Origin of the sequence: Neorhizobium huautlense (assembly GCF_030811685.1) — a bacterium.
Classification (GTDB): domain Bacteria; phylum Pseudomonadota; class Alphaproteobacteria; order Rhizobiales; family Rhizobiaceae; genus Neorhizobium; species Neorhizobium huautlense_A.
Genome location: NZ_JAUSRF010000009.1, coordinates 218,716 through 234,507, shown reverse-complemented (window position 1 = coordinate 234,507; position 15,792 = coordinate 218,716). Strand labels below are relative to the sequence as shown.

Sequence of the window (15,792 nt, the reverse complement as noted above, 5' to 3'; positions counted from 1 at the left end):
ACTCGGTGACATCATCAGCCTCTTCTCAGTCGATGAGTGCAGAAACTTCTTCAAGGCAGCAGGATATGAGGCCGAATAGATGCGACACGCTTTAGCTGGCCCGGCGCATCTGCCCGGCCATGTGGCGCAGGTCGGAACCTGCACTCGTATTGCCCACCTTGAAGCCGCGGATCAGCCCCAGCAGCTCGTCGGTATCGGCCGCCAGCGTTTCGGCCGATGCCGTGGTTTCCTCGGCCATCGCCGCGTTACGCTGGGTTGCGGCATCCAGCTGATTCAGCGAGGAGGTGATCGAGCGCAGCGTCGTGTCCTGCTCGGCCGCCGAATGGGCGATCTTGCTGACTTCGTCGCTCGCCGCCTTCACCTGGTCGGAAATCCGCTTCAGCGCCTCTCCCGCTTCGCCCACAAGGCGAACGCCGTTCTGTACCTGGCCGGAGGAGCGGGAAATCTGGTCCTTGATCTCCTTGGCGGCGGCGGCCGAGCGTTGCGCCAGTTCACGCACTTCCTGGGCGACGACGGCAAAACCCTTGCCGCTTTCGCCGGCACGCGCGGCCTCCACGCCGGCATTGAGTGCCAGAAGGTTGGTCTGGAAGGCGATCTCGTCGATGACCGAGATGATCTTGGTGATCTCGTCCGACGACTGTTCGATGCCGCTCATCGCGTCGATCGCCTGCGCCACGACTGCATCGCTGCGGGTGGCTTCGCTGCTGACCGAGGTGACACGCTGCGAGGCTTCCTTGGCGCCGGATGCGGTCTGGCGCACGGCAACGGCCAGTTCGTCCAGCGCTGCCGAGGTTTCCTCGAGATTGGCCGCCTGGCGCTCGGTGCGCTGCGACAGTTCGTTGGAGGCGCGGCGGATCTCTTCCTTGGAGTCACCGATATCGACGCCCTTGGCATTGACCCGTGCCATGGCCGCTTCGAGATGCGTGAGCGCCTCATTGAAGTTGTCGCGCAGGTCGGCGTATCGGGAACCGAGATCGCCGCAACGAACGGTCAGGTCGCCCTTGGCAAGTGCTGCCAGCGAGGTGCCGATGGTGGAAACGACGCGCGCCTGCAATTCGGCTTCCGAACGCTGGTTGTCGAGGTTCTGCTGGCGCTCGCCATCCAGTTCTTCCTGTTGACGATGCTGGCGTTCTTCCATCGCGTGCCGCTCGCGCACCTTCTGCTGCAGCGCCTGCGTGGCGCGGGCCATCAGGCCCACCTCGTTCTTCATGGCCGTGTGCGGAATGGTGAGATCGACATTTTCGTCGGCAACCGCATTGAGTGCCGAGCGGATGTCGCCGAGCGGGCCGGAGATGTTGCGGATGACGATGAAGGCAAGGGCCGAGCCGAGCAGGAGAATGACGGCGCCGATACCGATGGCCTTCAAGACGTTGCCACGGATCTGGGCTTCGAGATCGTCGACATAAACGCCGGTCACCATCACCAGCTGCCATGGCTCGAAGGCGAGCGCATACGAGCTCTTGCGGAAACCGTCACCCTCCTGGCCGGGCTTCGGGCCGAGGAAATCAACGATGCCGCCGCCATTGCGACCGATCTTGACCGCTTCGTCGCGATACATGAAGCCGGTGACGTCAGGCTTGCCCTTGAAATTCTGGCCCAGACGTTTCGGGTCCGGGTGAACGCGCATGGTGATGTCGTAGTCATAGGCGTAGAGATAACCATCCGGCTGGAAGGTCATGGAGGCGATGGCGGAAAACGCCTGCTTCTGGGCGTCCTCGCGGCTCATCTCGCCCTTGGCCTCGCGGGCCTGGAAGGACTTCATGATGCCGATGCCGGATTCCACCTGCGTGCGCAGCATGGCATAGCGCTCGGCATAGATGGCGTTGGTCGAAGCCTGGAGAATGAAATAGGTGCCGACCGCAAACCCGACCATCAGGGTCAGGACAAGCAGCACGAGCTGACGGGAGATCTTCAGGTTCTTCATGGAGCCCTCAAGGTGGATCGGGCCGCATCGGATGCAGCCTTGAGCTGGATGATACTCAACAAGGCTGCGTCCATATACAGAACCGGCCAGATTGATGGGCCGTAATTATATGGAATATTTAAATAGGAATTTAATTTCTGCTCCGAGGCGGAAGGGCAGACGAAGTCTTTGCCGGATGATCGTGTAGTGTCGCGCCGAATCTAAAATTGGAATCATTGTCTGAAATATAGCGGTCCGGAAATGTATTATTGTCTCGTTATTCTGGCCGATACGGCGACATCACCGCCAGTGCCCAGATAGGAAAATTTGAACAGATCAGCATTATAAGACTGGAATTCATGCCACGCCTTGAATTCGTGGTCCTGATAACCGGGGTAGTTGAAAAACTCGTCAAAGACGATCACGGCATCATCGATACGATCACGGCAGGTCTCCAAGATATATTTGGCAACGCCGTAAAGATCCGTGTCGATATGAATGAAACGGATTTTCTGCTTTTCACGATGCAGCAATTTCGGAAGCTCGTCTTCGATCATGCCGATGCAGAGTTCGACATTATGTTCGACCGCCGGGATCGCCGTTGCAAAGGCGCCCTGACCAACGCCATCGCGCCAGTTTTCCGGCAGGCCCTTGAAGCTGTCGAAGCCTATGATCTTTCTGCCGGTTTCGCGGGCCACCAGATTGATGGTTCTGCCGGACGCCACACCGAATTCCAGAAACAGGCCGTCGCCCATGCCATGCGCCTGTTTCGCCGCATAGGCCAGATGGTCCAGGTAGCTGTTGAAATACGGCCGGTTATAGAGGTGGCGATTGTAGAATTGCCCGCATTCGAAGGCCGTCGCGATCTGGGCAAATTTTCGCAGGTCCAGCGGGCGCAGGCTTTGCGTGCCCTGAATCTGGGCGATGTCGGCCTCATTGAGGATCTTCGCGGCGACGGCGCTTGCAATCTCGTTCAGCATCAATTTATCCGGCCTCGTGAATAATTTTCACGACCGGAGTTATCGCGCCAAGCTGTTTCGAGGCTTGCCGGCTGTCCCTGTTGTCCATTCCTCAGGTGGATGGCACGGGCGTTTATTTTTCCCGCAGTTCGAAACCCTTGAAATCGTCCGGCTGTGCGGCCGTCTCGCCGGCCCGTTCGCTCGGCTGTTCGCCGACGGCTGCGGTTGTCGCATCGGCGTCGACGCCATCCGGGTTGGAGGGCGGTACGACGCGGGCCGTATTAACCGGGCCGCTGATGACCGGAAGCGTCGCTTCGTTCTTCTGTTCGGGCGTGGTCATCCAGTCGGGCATATTGCTGATGAAGGTGACCGGCGAGCCGCCCCACCAACCTTCGGTGCGCACCAGCTTTGCCTGGCCATTGATATCGCGGATTTCAGTGCGCTGGATATCTGTGCCAAGGGTCGGAACCTTGTAGACGCCGGCGCCATCATCTTTCCTGGCTGCCATAGGCGCGCCGCATGCCGAGCACAGATGCCTGACGATGCTGTTCTTCGCCCCGGTCTCGGGCAGTTGCGTGATGGACGACGCCAGTACCGGGCTGCCGATCGAAAGGATCGCTGCCGTCAGAACGAGGTGACGCATGACAAGTCTCCGGGTTTGCTGCCGCGCTTTGGCGACTGGACGCAATTTTGCTATCCGCAAGCTTAGACCCGGTTTCCTTGCCATCCGGTCACGAGACTTGGTAAATTTTGAACGAATATCGAGATGGAGCAGGTCGATCGCCGCGTGGCGCGATCAACCCTGTTCGCGCGCCACCGCCCGCCAGCCGATATCGCGGCGGCAGAAACCGTTTTCCCACTCCACCCCTTCGACCAGCGCATAGGCGCGGGCCTGTGCTTCGGCCACGTTCGGGCCTGTCGCCGTCACGTTGAGCACGCGGCCGCCGGTGGCCACCAGTTCGCCGTCCTTCAATGCCGTGCCGGCATGAAAGACCTTTTCGCCATCGACTGTATGGGGAAGGGCGGTGATCGGCGTGTTCTTGTCATAGTTGCCGGGATAACCCTTGGAGGCCATCACCACGGTCAGCGCCACATCGTCGCTCCATTGCGCGGAGACCTGATCGAGCGTGCCGGTGGAAGCGGCGTAAAGCAGATCGAGAAGATCGCTCTTCAGGCGCATCAGGAGGACCTGGGTTTCCGGATCGCCGAAGCGCACATTGTATTCGATCAGTTCCGGACCCTTCTGGGTGATCATCAGGCCGGCGAAAAACACGCCGGTAAACGGATAACCGCTTTCCGCCATGCCGCGAATGGTCGGCTCGATGATCTCCTTCATGGTGCGTTCCACCATGTCCGGCGTCATCACCGGGGCAGGCGAATAGGCGCCCATGCCGCCCGTGTTTGGGCCGGTATCGGCATCGCCGACGCGCTTGTGGTCCTGCGCCGTTGCCAGCGCCAGCGCCGTCTTGCCGTCGGACAGGCAGAAGAAGCTGGCTTCCTCGCCATCGAGATAGGCTTCCACCACCACTTCCGCGCCGGCTGCACCGAATGCGCCGTCAAAACAGTCGGTAATGGCGGCAAGCGCCTCTTCGAGAGTCATCGCAACGGTCACGCCCTTGCCGGCGGCAAGTCCGTCGGCCTTCACCACGATTGGCGCGCCCTGTTCAATGACATAGGCCTTTGCGGCTTCGGCATTGGTGAAGCGCTTGTAGGCGCCGGTCGGGATGTTGTAGCGGGCGCAGATGTCCTTGGTGAAACCCTTGGAGCCTTCCAGCTGGGCGGCCGCCATGGAGGGGCCGAAAACCGCAAAACCTTCGGCGCGCAGGAAATCGGCAATGCCGGCCACCAGCGGTCCTTCCGGACCGACGACGACGAAATCGATCGCCTTGCTCTTGCAGAAGTCGAGAATGCCGGCGTGATCATCTACACCGATATCGACCAGCGTGGCGCTGTCGGCCATGCCGGGATTGCCGGGAGCAACGAAAAGTTTGGTAAGGCGGGGCGACTGGGCCAGTTTCCAGGCCAGCGCATGTTCGCGGCCACCGGAGCCGATCAGAAGAACTTTCATATTCCGCCTCGTTTTCTCAAGCTATGGGTTTAGCTAAGGGGCGGTTAATTCGGGGGGCGGAAAAGGTCAAGGCCCAGTTAACTCGAGGTAGCAAACTAGCCACCTTACCCTCAGATTTCGCCCCCTGAAATTCTCGGGGAATCCCCGGCCGTGGGGCGGCCGGAGATGTGTCATCATGGGGCAAACGGGTCGGTCCTTATCCTGAGTGTCGTTTCGAAAATGCGTCTGTTTCGATAGGTCAGGAAGGGGACGGGTTCGCCGTTGATCTTGGCTAAGTGCAACTTATTGTTGAGGTAATGGATAACTGCCTCCAGTTCCTCCGTGCCGACGGCGTCGTCGGCTGCAAGAATCCTGGCAACCTTGTTTGGCATGAACATCTCCACTTTTCATGTCGCATCATGCGACAGGGAGGAAGTATAGGAAGGCGCCCCAATATGAGAACCTGTCATTTAGCATGGCTGCCAATATGGTTAGGATCCGGTAATCAATTGTACCGGAACGACGCAGATCGGCGGCAAAGCTGTGGACCCCGTTTTTGCGGCTCCATCACGGCGTTGCCATGCCACAATGTTCGACTATGGTCGCCGCTCCCATTTCTGACGTGAGAACCCCATGGCCGCTGATATTCGTTCCCTTGCCGTCACCATTGCCGCAGAAATCAGCGCAAGGCCGGATCAGGCCGTTGCCGCGATCGGGCTTCTGGATGAAGGCGCGACGGTTCCCTTCATCGCGCGCTACCGCAAGGAAGTGACCGGCGGCCTCGACGATACACAGCTGCGCAACCTGGCTGAACGCCTCGTTTACCTGCGCGAACTGGAGGCGCGCCGCTCCTCGATCGTCGACAGCATCAATACCCAAGGCAAGATGACCGACGAGCTGGCGATCAAGCTCGCCAAGGCCGTCACCAAGGCGGAACTGGAAGATCTTTATCTTCCCTACAAACCAAAACGCCGTACCCGTGCCGAAATCGCCCGCGAGCGCGGTCTCGGCCCGCTGGCCGAGGCGATCTGGGCCGACCGTAGCGCCGATCCGACAACGCTTGCGCAGGCCTATATCACCGGCGAAGTGACCGATCTGAAGGTGGCGCTGGAAGGCGCCCGCGATATCGTCGCCGAGACCATTTCGGAAAATGCCGAGCTTCTGGGCAAGCTGCGCAATCACATGCGCACCGGTGCGCAGCTGAAGGCGCGCGTTGTCGATGGCAAGCAGGAAGCCGGTGCAAAGTTCGCCGATTATTTCGACCATACCGAACGCTGGGCGACAGCTCCCGGCCACCGGGCGCTTGCCATGCTGCGCGGCTGGAACGAAGAGTTTCTGACGCTCACTATCGAGGTCGATGCCGACGATACGTCACCGATCAAACCCGCCCAGCGCATCATCGCCAATGCCTTCAATATTGCCGACAAGGGTGCGGCCGACCGCTGGTTGATGGAAGTCGCCGGCTGGACATGGCGTGTAAAACTTTCCATGTCGCTGTCGCTGGACCTGATGCGCGAGATGCGTGAGCGCGCGGAAGAAGAGGCGATCCACGTTTTCGCCCGTAACCTGAAGGACCTGCTGCTGGCAGCACCCGCCGGCGCGCGCGCCACGATGGGGCTCGATCCCGGCATCCGCACCGGCGTCAAGGTGGCGATTGTCGATGCCACCGGCAAGCTCATCGACACGTCCACCGTCTACCCCTTCCAGCCCCGCAACGATGTGCGCGGCGCGCAGACGGAACTGGCGGCGCTTATTCGCAAGCACAATGTCGAACTGATCTCGATCGGTAACGGCACCGGCAGCCGCGAAACGGAAAAGCTGGTCGCCGACCTGCTCACCAATTTGCCGGGCACCAAGCCCACCAAGGTCATCGTCTCGGAAGCCGGCGCCTCGGTCTATTCGGCATCGGAAACCGCAGCGCTTGAATTCCCCGGCCTCGACGTCTCACTGCGTGGTGCCGTCTCCATCGCGCGGCGCCTGCAGGACCCGCTGGCGGAACTCGTCAAGATCGAACCGAAGGCGATCGGTGTTGGCCAGTACCAGCACGATGTCGATCAGGGCAAACTGGCTCGCTCGCTCGATGCCGTGGTCGAAGATGCGGTGAATGCCGTCGGCGTCGATCTCAACATGGCCTCGGCACCGCTGCTGGCCCGCGTTTCGGGCCTCAGTAAATCGATCGCCGAAGCCATCGTGTCTCACCGCGATGCCAATGGCGCCTTCGCCAGCCGCAAGGATCTCTTGAAGGTCGCGCGTCTCGGCAACCGCACATTCGAACAGGCGGCCGGCTTCCTGCGCATCCCCAATGGCAAGGAGCCGCTCGATGCGTCGTCCGTCCACCCGGAAGCCTATGGTGTAGCCAAGAAGATCGTCGCCGCCTGCGGTCGCGACCTGCGCTCGCTGATGGGCGACAGCGCGGCACTCAAGGCCGTCGATCCGCGCCAGTTCATCGACGAACAATTTGGTTTGCCGACCGTCAAGGACATCATTTCCGAGCTGGAAAAGCCCGGCCGCGACCCGCGCCCCAGCTTCAAGACCGCCACCTTCGCCGATGGTGTCGATGAAATCACCGACCTCAAGATCGGCATGCTTCTGGAAGGCACCGTCACCAACGTTGCGGCCTTCGGTGCCTTCGTCGATATCGGCGTGCATCAGGATGGTCTCGTCCACGTCTCGCAGCTTGCCGACAAGTTCGTGAAGGATCCGCATGAAGTGGTGAAGGCCGGTGATGTGGTGAAGGTGCGCGTCGTCGAGGTGGATGTGAAGCGCAAGCGCATCGCGCTCACCATGCGCAAGGATGGCGGCGATACGCCTCCGCCACGTGGTCCAGGCGGTGATCGCGGCAAGCCGGTCAACCAGAAATTCATGAAGACGGAAAAGCCGTCGAGCCAGGGCGCATTTGGTGCGGCTTTGGCCGAGGCGATGAAAAAGCGGTGAGGGGAGACGCCTCCTTCGCCACGAGGGAGGTGCCCGGCCGCCACGAACATTTCAGCGAAAACGAAAAGTTGACATTTGGCGTCCGGGTCTCTATCTGAGGTTTATCGATATTTTCTTGCCGAGATATTCTGACTGCGCGTGTGGCATCGCGTGTTTGACGACCCTCCCTCTAAAGCATCGTTATCATCATCCGCGACGCATGCGCGTGGCGGTCCCTCATGTTGCTAAGAAAGGGTTCATCATGACCACTGGCACAGTTAAATGGTTCAATTCCACCAAGGGCTTCGGCTTCATCCAGCCTGACAACGGCGGCGCTGACGCCTTCGTTCACATCTCGGCTGTAGAGCGCGCCGGCATGCGCGAACTCGTAGAAGGCCAGAAGGTTTCCTACGAGCTGGAACAGGACAAGCGTTCCGGCAAGATGTCGGCCGGTAACCTCCAGGCCGTCTAAGATCGGTTTTCCGCTTTCCCTTGACCACGGATGTACTGGCAAGGCGGGAAGCGTGAGACCATTTGAAGGTCAGGTGAAAACCTGGCCTTTTTTGTTATTGTGGCCGGCAGAAGTGCTGTGCCATCGTTAAAAGGACCAACGACATTATGACCAACACTGCTCCCGCATCGCTGACGGTAGAACTGACGCCAACCCAGGTCCGAGGCCTGAAGCTTGCAAAGGATGGCGATCTTTTCCCCCAGGAAGGGAACAAGTGGACCCATCTTGATGCCCAGGTCACCTATGCTCCGTCGGATCGTTTCAAGGAACGCCCGCGCGCCATCAAGACCTCGACGAGCGCGACCGTCAATCAGCTGCGCGAATACGGCCTTCTGAAAGAGCTGAACCCGGATGTTGCAGTTTCGGAATCGGCCCACGGCATCACCATGGCCGGCAAGATGTGGCTGTTGAAGCACAAGTAATTTCTCCACGACAGGGGTGAATTGCATGCAGGCAGGTCCCGCCGATAGCGAGCATCACGGCAGTTTCGAGAGTGCTGCCGACCTTGCGGTCGATTGGGACTGTCAGTCATGCGGCGCATGCTGTTCCTATTCTTCCGAATGGCCGCGCTTCACACTGGAAACGGATGAGGCGCTGGACCGCATTCCGGAAAAGCTGGTTGCGGCAGACGGGCGTGGCATGCGCTGCGAAGGCGAGCGCTGCTCGGCGCTTTCCGGCCAGGTCGGCGTTGGCGCATCCTGCACGATCTACGAGGTTCGGCCCGATGTGTGCCGGGCCTGCAATCCCGGCGATGACGAATGCCGGATGGCCCGCGCAGCCTTCGGGCTGGACAGTGTGGGCCACAGTTAAGAGCGCACCCATCGTACGCCACCCATCGCGTGCTTGACCAAAGCGTTATCGCGGGGCAGAAACCGGGCATGACAAACGCCCCCGACGATACCGGCCGCGTGGCCGATGCTCCTTCCGACAATTGGGTTTATAACGTGCTGCCGCGTGCCGCCTGGCCCTATGCCCAGCTGGCTCGTTGGGACAGGCCGATCGGCTGGCAGCTTTTGATGTGGCCATGTTTCTGGTCGGTGGGCCTTGCCGCCAATCGCGATGTCGCCGATGGGCATTTTTCGCTCGGCTGGGTGCTGTTTTATCTTTTCCTGTTTTTCGTCGGTTCGGTCGCCATGCGCGGCGCCGGCTGCACCTATAACGATCTGGTCGACCACGATATCGACATGGAAGTGGCGCGCACCCGCTCGCGGCCGCTGCCATCCGGCCGTGTCAGCCGCACCGAAGCCAAGTTGTTCTTGGGCGCGCAGGCGCTGGTCGGCCTCTGGGTCCTGTTGCAGTTCAACCTGTTTTCCATCGGCCTCGGCATCCTGTCGCTGGCCGTGGTGGCGATCTATCCCTTTGCCAAGCGCTTTACCGACTGGCCGCAGTTTTTCCTCGGCCTCGCCTTTTCATGGGGTGCGCTGATGGGCTGGTCGGCGCTGTTTTCCGAAGTCTCCTGGGCGTCGTTCTTCCTTTATGTCGCAGCCGTTCTTTGGACGATCGGTTACGACACGATCTACGCCCATCAGGACAAGGAGGATGACGCTCTGGTCGGCGTGCGCTCCACCGCCCGCCTGTTTGCCGAAAACACCAAGGCGTGGCTGATCGGGCTTTATGGTCTGGCGCTGCTGTTCCTGATTTTTTCGTTTGCCGCCGCCGGTGTCGGTGTCCTCGGTTATCTCGGTCTTGGCGTCGCGGCCATCATGTTCGCCTGGCAGATCCTCATTCTCGAAATCGACAATCCCGATCATTGCCTGCGCCTGTTCAAGTCGAACGGCCGGGTCGGTGCGGTGATTTTTGTCGCGCTGATGGCGTCGCTGGCATCGCTCGCCTGACGCTTTTACGGAGATTGAAAACCTCTCCGCCGTCATCCTCGGGCCTGTCCCGAGGATCTGCAACCGTCTGATATCATTGGCGTGGTCAGATCCTCGGCACAAGGCCGAGGATGACGGAAGCAACAAATTGGCTTCGTCCAAAAAGCTGAAAAGGCCCGGTCTCGCGACCGGGCCTTTGTCATTTGATATCTATCGGAGAACCATGCCGCCCGTTAACGGCGGGCGATGATTTCCTTGCCTTCGATCTTCATCGCGACGCCGAGGCTGCCGGTCGAACGGCGAACGAGGAAGCGCGGGCGGCGGGCGGCGAAATAGGAGTGGCGGCGGCGCTGGGTGGGGGCGCTCTGGCGCACTTCGCCAAGGTGGTTTTCCAGCGGACGGGCAACGCCGTCGGCTTCCACCATCAGCATCGGGATATGAAAGGCTTCGGACCACGAGCGCCAGTCGGCGGCGATGTCGCACAGATCGTGTGCCACCAGAAGCGGCACGCACAGGTCGGCGTCTTCATGGTGCAGTTCGAGCGTTACGGTCACTTCGCCGTCGCCATGGTCGATGGCGCGGGCCGCAACACCCTTGAAGGCGCGCGCCGGCAGGGCAAAGGACATGGGCAGGCCGCTCTGGGGCAGGATCTTGCGCAGAACCGCGCCCCGCTCGTCGATCGTGATGGAAACATCGCCGTCGGCGCCGCGCAGGCTGTAGCTGATCTGCTGGAGAATACGTGCGGGGTCGAGCCGCAGAGCTGATCCGGCCCAAACGGGCTTCAGAACGGTTTGTGTCATCTAATGCACCCTTGTTTTACCTGAGAGCCGTTGCCGACGTCTCACCGGGACTTTTGTCCTCTGATGGCCCCAACATAGGCGCGCCCCTTCCAGAACGACTTAAAAATCGCGGTTAAGAAATCCCTGCCGGTTCAGATGGTTAGCAAATCTGAATCTGTTACGGTTTCGAGAATATGAATATCGGCCGTTCTGTGCGGGGCTGAAACGCTGCGTGCCAAGGCGAAACAGGGCAAGGCTGAGACAAGGCTTACATGAGAGAATTGCGAAAGGAATTCCTTAAGCGGACCTGTGTAAAACATCAGGACAGCGACACCGCGAAGGCATGAAGAGGGCATCCGCATGGTATCGACATATCTGAGCTACGATCTGGTCAACCGCGATCTGTCGGCAAGTCTCAAGCGCGTGTCGAACCAGTCCGCCGTCAAGCGCGAGGCCGATTATTACGAAGCCAATATCGGCAAGGTCAAAACCGTCGACGAGTTCATGGGCGATTACAGGCTTTATGCCTACGCCATGAAAGCCTACGGTCTGGAAGACATGACCTATGCCAAGGCCTTCATGCAGAAGATCCTGGAAAGCGACCTGTCCGACGAGGACAGCTTTGCCAACAAGCTGGCCGATGATCGTTATCGCGATTTCGCCAATGCCTTCAACTTCTCGACGGCCGATGCCACGGCGCAATCGGCGACCCAGATCGGAAACCTGACCGATCTTTACGGAACGACGATGGCGGAACAGGACGCCAGCGTGACCACCGAGACGAACTATTTCAACACGATGATGGATCAGGTCGGCAGCGTCGATGCGCTTTTGAACAATGATCGCCTGCGTTCCTACCTGCTGACCTCCTACGATATCGACCAGAAATATTACTCGCGCGCCACCGTCAAAGGCGTGCTGTCGAGCGATACCAGCGACCCGGACAGCTATATCAACACCACGCTCGGGCCGCAGCGCGACGAACTGAGCGCCAAAAAAGCGGATGCGCAGACGCGTCTCGCCGCCGCCACGACGGCCGCTGAAAAATCGAAGATCCAGACCGAGATCAACGGTTACCAGACCTCGCTCGACACGATCCAGAACTATTACGACATGGCCGACGCGTTCAATTTCAACGCCGACAGCACCATGCCGGCGGAAGGTGCGCAGACGGCCGAGCAGAAGGCGACCATCAACAGCCTTTATCTCAGCAATCAGGAGCGCCTGTCGTCTGCGACCGCCATTGCCGAGCGTGACTATTTCAATTCCAAGATGGCAACAGCCGACAATGTCAACGACATCCTCGTCGACACACGGCTTTACAATTACATCCGCACGGCTTTCGAACTGGAGGGCGTCACCATCGTGCGCGCCACGATCGAGCAGATCCTCACCAGCGATCTCAACGATCCGAACAGCTATGCCAACATCTATGGCAAGAACAATCCGAAATTTCTGGAACTGGCCAAATCCTTCAATTTCAACACGGATGGCACGGTTGCCGTGGGCGAGGCCCAGACCGCGGATCAGGCGGCTTCGGTCGCCACCCGTTATTTCAGCCATTATAATGACGATCAGGACGAGGCTGACGAAAAGGCGATCAATCTCTACAAGACGGCTATCGCCGAGGTGAACTCGGTCGACGATTTCATGGCGAAATCGGACGTCTACAATTTCGCCCTGAAGGCTGTCGGGCTCGATCCCGATACGGTCTCGAAATCCACCATAAGACAGGTGCTGACGAGCGATCTTACCGACAGCAAGAGTTATGCATACAAGCTCAATGACGAGCGTTACCTGACACTGGCCAAGGCCTTCAACTTCACCAAGGATGGCGGCATCACCACGCCGCTTTCGGCGCAGACGGAAGGCACGATCAAGTCGGTCGCTTCGGATTATATCGTCAAGAGCACGCGTTTCCTCGATGACAAGAAGACGGTCGGCACCAAGCAGGATGAAGACGGCAAGGTCGAAAAGCTGACGGCCAAGACCAAGGCCAGGGAAGAGGCGACGGAAGAGACGAAATATTTTTCCGAAAAGATGCTGTCGATCTCGACGGCCTCGGAATTCATCAATGACGAGCGCCTCGTGAAGGTGCTTCTGACCGCTTACGATATCAATCCGGAAACGGTCTCCACGGATTTCCTCAAGCAGGTCTTTGCGTCCGATCTCAACGACCCGAAGAGTTTCGTCAACCAGCAGACGGATACGGTCTGGGCGGAAATCCTCGGCACGTTCAACTTCGATACGAAGGGTAACCTTGCCAAGCGCGACGATGGCTCGACCATTCAGACACAGGGCAAGATTCTCGAAACGGAGAACCGTTTTACCCGCCAGACGCTGGAGGAAGAGCAGGGCGAAAACAATAACGGCGTGCGCCTGGCGCTTTATTTCGAACGCATGGCGAAGACCATTACCAGCGCCTACGACATTCTCGGCGATAAAGCGCTTCTGGACTTCTTCCGCACCAGCTTTTCGCTGCCGCAGGAGTTTTCCAACATGGACGTCGACAAGCAGGCCGAGCTTGTGAAGAAATACATGAACCTCGAGGATCTCACCGATCCGGAAAAGGTTCAGAAAATGATCAACAAGTTCACGGCCTTGTATGATCTGGAGAACGACAATTCGTCCTCCTCGGCGCTGAGCATTCTGACCGGCGGCGGCGCCAGCGGCGGCATCAGCGCCGATCTCCTGTATTCGATGAGCCAATATCGCTGATAGGGCGGTTGCCGAATGACCGCTCCCTGAAATTTCATGATTGTGGCCGGTTCGACGCTGCACTAATGAGCAGGATGTTGTCCTCTATGGATTACATCCTATATGATGCAAGCGGTTAAGGCAGACGAGTACCGTAGCTGGCTCAAGGCTCTTGCCGACGCTCGTGCTAAAGCGCGCATTTCCATACGGGTTGATCGTCTGATCGCCGGCAATCCGGGTGATGTGAAGCCAGTTGGTGAAGGCGTCAGCGAGATGCGGATCGATTATGGGCCGGGCTACCGTGTCTATTACATGCGGCGCGGAGCAGCTCTCATCCTTCTTCTGTGCGGCGGTGATAAAAACACGCAGAACAGGGATATCCGGACCGCCAAACGGTTGGCGCGGGAATGGAAGGAAGACTGATGGCCCTGAAAACCACGCCCTACGACAGTGCTGAATTCCTTGATAGCGAAGAAGCGATTGAAGAATATGTCGCCGCCGCCTTCGAGACGGAAGATCCGGCTTTCATCGCGCAATGCCTCGGCACCGTTGCTCGGGCGCGCAACATGAGCCAGCTGTCGCGCGAGATCGGCATGAGCAGGCCTGCCCTTTACAAGGCGCTGAGCGGCGAGGGTAATCCCGAATTCGCAACCATCATGAAGGTGCTTCAGGCGCTCGGCATTAAGTTGACGCCGAAGACTTCACCCTCGAATCTTTTGGGATAACCGGCCTTACGCCTTTATCACCTTGTCCGGGTTCATGATGCCGGCCGGATCAAACGCGTGTTTGATGCGGCGCATCAGATCCATCTCGATATCGGAACGGATATGGGCAAGCTCGTCGCGCTTCAACTGGCCGATACCGTGTTCGGCGGAAATCGAGCCGCCGGCTTTCAGCACCAGACCATGCACGATCTCGTTCACCTCGTGCCAGCGGGCCAGAAACTCCGCCTTGTCGGCACCCACCGGCTGCGAGATGTTGTAATGGATATTGCCATCGCCCAGATGCCCGAAGGCGCAGACGCGGGCGCCGGGGACCGCCTGAAGCACCGCTTCTTCCGCCTCCGCCATGAAGGCCGGTATTTTCGAGATCGGCACGGAAATGTCGTGTTTGATCGAGCCGCCCTCCGGCTTCTGCGAGGCCGACATGCTTTCGCGCATGTGCCACAGCGCCTTGGCCTGCGCGCCGGAGGAGGCGATCACCGCATCCTGCACGAGGCCTGCCTCAAACCCCTGTTCCAGCAGGGCGTGCACCATGGTTTCGGCCGTCTCGGCCGAGTCCGAGGTGGAAATGTCGATCAGCGCATACCATGGGTGCGGGCTTTCGAGCGGGTCGCGCACGCCGTCGATATGTTTTGTCGTGAACTCGACGCCGATGCGCGGCATCAGTTCGAAGCCGGTCAAAGCCGCGCCGCACAGGCTCGATGCCTTTTCGAACAGTTTGAGCGCATCCTCGGTGGAGTTGAGGCCAGCAAAAGCAACCTGATGACCGACCGGCCTCGGAAACAGTTTTAGCACCGCGCCGGTGATGACGCCAAGCGTACCTTCCGCGCCGATGAACAGGTCGCGCAGATCGTAACCGGTATTGTCCTTTTTCAGCCGCCGCAGACCGTCCCAGATCTCGCCGGTGGGCAACACGACTTCGAGGCCAAGGCACAGCTGGCGCATGTTGCCATAGGCGAGAACCGCTACGCCGCCGGCATTGGTGGAAAGATTGCCGCCGATGCGGCAGGACCCTTCCGAGCCGAGCGACAGCGGGAACAGCCGGTTCACCTCTTCCGCCGCGCGCTGCACCTCGGCCAGAATGACGCCGGCATCGCAGACCAGAACATTGGCCACCGGATCGATGTCGCGGATACGGTTCATGCGTTCCAGCGACAGAATGATATCCGCCTTGCCCTCGCGCGGCGTCTGGCCGCCGACCAGACCGGTATTGCCGGTCTGCGGCACGATCGCCGTGCCGGTCTCGCTGGCAAGCTTCATGATGGCGGACACTTCCTGCACGCTGCCGGGTTTCAGCAGCAGCGGAGACGTGCCGTTGTAAAGACCACGGTCTTCCTTCAGGCGAAGGGCGAGATCGGCCTCGTCGCGCAGCGCATTCTCAGGCCCGACGATGGCGGCAAAACGGTCGAGCAGGGCGGTGTCGATAACGGTCGCATCCATCGGCAAT

At 59.6% G+C, this 15,792-nt stretch carries 15 protein-coding genes; 8 read left to right on the top strand and 7 right to left on the bottom strand.

What is annotated here, in order from left to right; translation table 11 throughout:
* Positions 1–91: 91 nt before the first annotated feature.
* The 5 genes from J2T09_RS15510 to J2T09_RS15490 all read right to left on the bottom strand — a co-directional run bounded on the left by J2T09_RS15510 (position 92) and on the right by J2T09_RS15490 (position 5,301).
* A complete protein-coding gene (locus J2T09_RS15510; protein WP_306836197.1) occupies positions 92–1,924 on the bottom strand; it encodes a methyl-accepting chemotaxis protein in 1,833 nt (610 codons plus the stop codon).
* Positions 1,925–2,169: 245 nt separating this feature from the next.
* Positions 2,170–2,883, bottom strand: a complete 714-nt coding sequence (locus J2T09_RS15505) for a class I SAM-dependent methyltransferase (protein ID WP_306836196.1) — start codon at positions 2,881–2,883, stop codon at positions 2,170–2,172.
* A 112-nt stretch (positions 2,884–2,995) separates the two neighbouring features.
* Entirely contained in the window at positions 2,996–3,505 is a 510-nt protein-coding gene (locus tag J2T09_RS15500) for a plant virulence effector HPE1-like domain-containing protein (RefSeq protein ID WP_306836194.1), read from the bottom strand.
* Between the two features lie 153 nt (positions 3,506–3,658).
* Entirely contained in the window at positions 3,659–4,930 is a 1,272-nt protein-coding gene (gene purD, locus J2T09_RS15495) for a phosphoribosylamine--glycine ligase (RefSeq protein ID WP_306836191.1), read from the bottom strand.
* Between the two features lie 173 nt (positions 4,931–5,103).
* The gene (locus J2T09_RS15490; protein WP_306836188.1) at positions 5,104–5,301 is read right to left on the bottom strand and encodes a hypothetical protein; all 198 of its coding nucleotides are present in this window, start codon (positions 5,299–5,301) and stop codon (positions 5,104–5,106) included.
* Positions 5,302–5,542: 241 nt separating this feature from the next.
* Here J2T09_RS15490 and J2T09_RS15485 point away from each other — a divergent pair, with 241 nt between their 5' ends.
* The 5 genes from J2T09_RS15485 (at position 5,543) to ubiA (ending at position 10,168) form a co-directional block, all read left to right on the top strand.
* The gene (locus tag J2T09_RS15485) at positions 5,543–7,843 is read left to right on the top strand and encodes a Tex family protein (RefSeq protein ID WP_306836187.1); all 2,301 of its coding nucleotides are present in this window, start codon (positions 5,543–5,545) and stop codon (positions 7,841–7,843) included.
* A 241-nt stretch (positions 7,844–8,084) separates the two neighbouring features.
* A complete protein-coding gene (locus tag J2T09_RS15480) occupies positions 8,085–8,294 on the top strand; it encodes a cold-shock protein (RefSeq protein ID WP_306836185.1) in 210 nt (69 codons plus the stop codon).
* Between the two features lie 146 nt (positions 8,295–8,440).
* The gene (locus J2T09_RS15475) at positions 8,441–8,755 is read left to right on the top strand and encodes a hypothetical protein (RefSeq protein ID WP_306836183.1); all 315 of its coding nucleotides are present in this window, start codon (positions 8,441–8,443) and stop codon (positions 8,753–8,755) included.
* 25 nt (positions 8,756–8,780) lie between these two features.
* Positions 8,781–9,143, top strand: coding sequence for a YkgJ family cysteine cluster protein (locus J2T09_RS15470; RefSeq protein ID WP_306836181.1), 363 nt, complete (start codon positions 8,781–8,783; stop codon positions 9,141–9,143).
* A gap of 68 nt (positions 9,144–9,211) precedes the next feature.
* Complete coding sequence (gene ubiA, locus J2T09_RS15465; RefSeq protein ID WP_306836179.1) at positions 9,212–10,168, top strand: 4-hydroxybenzoate octaprenyltransferase; 957 nt, start codon at positions 9,212–9,214, stop codon at positions 10,166–10,168.
* A 212-nt stretch (positions 10,169–10,380) separates the two neighbouring features.
* Here ubiA and J2T09_RS15460 read toward each other — a convergent pair whose 3' ends face one another.
* Positions 10,381–10,947: a DUF6101 family protein gene (locus J2T09_RS15460; protein ID WP_306836177.1), complete on the bottom strand. Its 567-nt coding sequence runs from the start codon at positions 10,945–10,947 to the stop codon at positions 10,381–10,383.
* A gap of 339 nt (positions 10,948–11,286) precedes the next feature.
* Between J2T09_RS15460 and J2T09_RS15455 the strand changes: the two genes are divergently transcribed.
* The 3 genes from J2T09_RS15455 to J2T09_RS15445 all read left to right on the top strand — a co-directional run bounded on the left by J2T09_RS15455 (position 11,287) and on the right by J2T09_RS15445 (position 14,348).
* Positions 11,287–13,644 (top strand): DUF1217 domain-containing protein, encoded by a 2,358-nt coding sequence (locus J2T09_RS15455; RefSeq protein WP_306836175.1) that lies wholly within the window; start codon positions 11,287–11,289, stop codon positions 13,642–13,644.
* Positions 13,645–13,746: 102 nt separating this feature from the next.
* Positions 13,747–14,046: a type II toxin-antitoxin system RelE/ParE family toxin gene (locus J2T09_RS15450; protein ID WP_306836173.1), complete on the top strand. Its 300-nt coding sequence runs from the start codon at positions 13,747–13,749 to the stop codon at positions 14,044–14,046.
* Positions 14,046–14,348 carry an addiction module antidote protein gene (locus J2T09_RS15445; protein WP_306836171.1) on the top strand — a complete coding sequence of 101 codons (303 nt, stop codon included), beginning with the start codon at positions 14,046–14,048 and terminating at the stop codon, positions 14,346–14,348. The genes J2T09_RS15450 and J2T09_RS15445 overlap by 1 nt, the downstream gene beginning before the upstream one ends.
* Positions 14,349–14,354: 6 nt before the next feature.
* Here the strand turns inward: J2T09_RS15445 and J2T09_RS15440 are convergent, their stop codons facing one another.
* A complete protein-coding gene (locus J2T09_RS15440) occupies positions 14,355–15,785 on the bottom strand; it encodes an FAD-binding oxidoreductase (RefSeq protein ID WP_306836169.1) in 1,431 nt (476 codons plus the stop codon).
* Positions 15,786–15,792: the final 7 nt, after the last annotated feature.